This window comes from Mycobacterium sp. E3298, from assembly GCF_001666895.1.
Taxonomy (GTDB): Bacteria; Actinomycetota; Actinomycetes; order Mycobacteriales; family Mycobacteriaceae; genus Mycobacterium.
In genome coordinates this window covers 1-2,138 of sequence record NZ_LZJB01000537.1, presented here as the reverse complement: position 1 = coordinate 2,138, position 2,138 = coordinate 1, and the positions used below count along the sequence as shown (strand labels likewise).

At 70.9% G+C, this 2,138-nt stretch carries 3 protein-coding genes; 1 reads left to right on the top strand and 2 read right to left on the bottom strand.

The features are described 5' to 3' along the window. Window positions 1–810 (bottom strand): carbon-nitrogen hydrolase family protein (locus A9X05_RS24740; RefSeq protein ID WP_067784638.1); only part of this gene is annotated, 810 nt, incomplete at its 3' end. A 25-nt stretch (window positions 811–835) separates the two neighbouring features. Further along, the gene (locus tag A9X05_RS24735; RefSeq protein WP_067757623.1) at window positions 836–1,360 is read right to left on the bottom strand and encodes a DUF2505 domain-containing protein; all 525 of its coding nucleotides are present in this window, start codon (window positions 1,358–1,360) and stop codon (window positions 836–838) included. 26 nt (window positions 1,361–1,386) lie between these two features. On the opposite strand from A9X05_RS24735, the gene A9X05_RS24730 reads away from it, so the two are divergent. Further along, the coding region (locus A9X05_RS24730) for a UDP-N-acetylmuramate dehydrogenase (protein ID WP_067784635.1) at window positions 1,387–2,138 on the top strand (752 nt) is incomplete at its 3' end.

Genomic DNA, 2,138 nt, shown 5'->3' with positions numbered 1-2,138 from the left:
ATCGAGCTGAGCGAAATCTGAGTGGTTGCGCAGCACCGCGATGCTCTCGCGCGCCTTGACGACCCGGTCGACGTCGATGTCGGCCACCACCAACTGCGGCCCGGACCCGGCCGACGCGACGACTTCACCGAACGGCGAGGCCACCAGGCTGCCACCCACCCCGGTGGGCGCGCCCGACTCCGTCAGCGGTGCGCCCGGGTCGGCCTGGCCGGCCGCCGCAACGTAACTCATCGAGTCGAGGGCGCGGGCCCGCGCCAGGAGCGTCCACTGGTCGAGCTTGCCGGGCCCCGAGCCCCACGACGCGCACACGGCGATCAGCTGGGCGCCGCGGCGGGCCAGCTCGGTGTACAGCGCCGGGAAGCGGATGTCGTAGCAGACGGACAACCCCACCCGGACGCCGGCGACCGTGATCACCACCGGCTCGTGGCCGGGGGCCACGGTGCGCGACTCGGTGAAGCCGAAGGCGTCGTAGAGGTGGATCTTGTCGTAGTGCGCGTTCGGCTCGTTGGGGCTGCCCGGACCGGCCGCGATCAGCGTGTTCTTCACCCGGCCGTCCCCGGCCGGCGTGAACATGCCGGCGATCACCGTGATTCCGCAGTCGGTCGCGATCCGTCGCACACCCGTCGCCCACGGCCCGTCGACCGGCTCGGCGACGGGCGCCAGCGGAACGCCGAACCGGCACATGGTCGCCTCCGGGAACACCACCAACTGGGCACCCGCGTCGGCGGCCTGCGCGCTGTACTCGCGGACCAGCCCTAGGTTGGCGGCCGGGTCGGTCCCGCTGAGGATTTGGGCCAGCGCGATTCGCATGGGCGCCAGCTTAGGCTCGCCGCCCTCATACCGTTTTGGCGATCCACTCCGTGGTGAACCGTTGCTCCGCCGCCACCAGCTCGGCCAACTGGGTGCCGATGATGTTCTCCAGCTTGCCGCCGATGATCGGGACGCGCACCTGGACGGTGGCCCGGAACGTCAGCCGGGCGCCGCCCGTCTCCAGGATCGGCAACAGCGTCGCGGTGCCGGTCAGGTTGACCGGGGCGTCCAGAATCGAGCCGACGACGGTGCCCTGCGCGGTGCCGTCGGCGACCGGTCCCCACACTTCCTCTCGCCGGATGCGCAGATCGCCGCTGTGCAGCTGCGTGACCATCCCGGGCAGCTTGTGGCTGTGGATCACTTGCACGGTGACGACCTCGACGGTGTCGTCGTCCCCGGTTTCGCCACCGACCCGCATCGATTCCAGCGTGGCGATGTCAACGCCGGATCCGGCCAGCCGTGCCCGCCAATAGGTCTCGTCCGTGAACGCCCGATGAACCTCTTCAACGCTGCCGTCGTAGTCGGCCGACAAGTCGAATGAACGCGGCATAGCAGGTGAGGCTACCGTTACGGGCCATGAAATCCAGCGACGCCGGTCCGACGTTCGCCGGCGCGCAGGTCGCCGAAGCAGTGTCGCTCGCGCCGCTGACGACGTTGCGGGTGGGGCCGGTGGCCCGCCGCCTGATCACCTGCGCCAGCACCGACCAGGTGATCGCTGTGGTGCGGGAGCTGGATGCCGAAAGCCGTGGGGGAGAACGTTCCCCGGTGCTGGTGTTCGCCGGCGGGTCCAACCTGGTGATCGCGGACAGCCTGACGGACCTGACCGCGGTGCGGTTGGCCAACAGCGGCATCACGATCGACAACACCCTGGTGCGCGCGGAGGCGGGCGCGGTGTGGGACGACGTCGTGGTAGCCGCCATCGAGCATGGTCTGGGCGGGCTGGAATGCCTGTCCGGGATTCCCGGTTCGGCCGGGGCCACCCCGGTGCAAAATGTCGGAGCCTACGGCGCCGAGGTCTCCGACACCATCACCCGCGTGCGGATCCTGGACCGCGACAGCGGGGAGGTGCGCTGGGTGCCGGGCGGCGAGCTCGGCTTCGGCTATCGCACCAGCGTGCTGAAGCAGGCCGGCCCCGAAACCCCTTGGGTGGTATTGGAAGTCGAGTTCGCGCTGGACGCCTCGGGCCAGAGCGCGCCGCTGCGCTACGGGGAGCTGGCGGCCGCGTTGGGCGTGAGCGGCGGCGAGCGGGCCGACCCACGGGCGGTGCGCCGGGCGGTGCTCACGCTGCGGGGCCGCAAGGGCATGGTGCTCGACCCGGACGACCACGA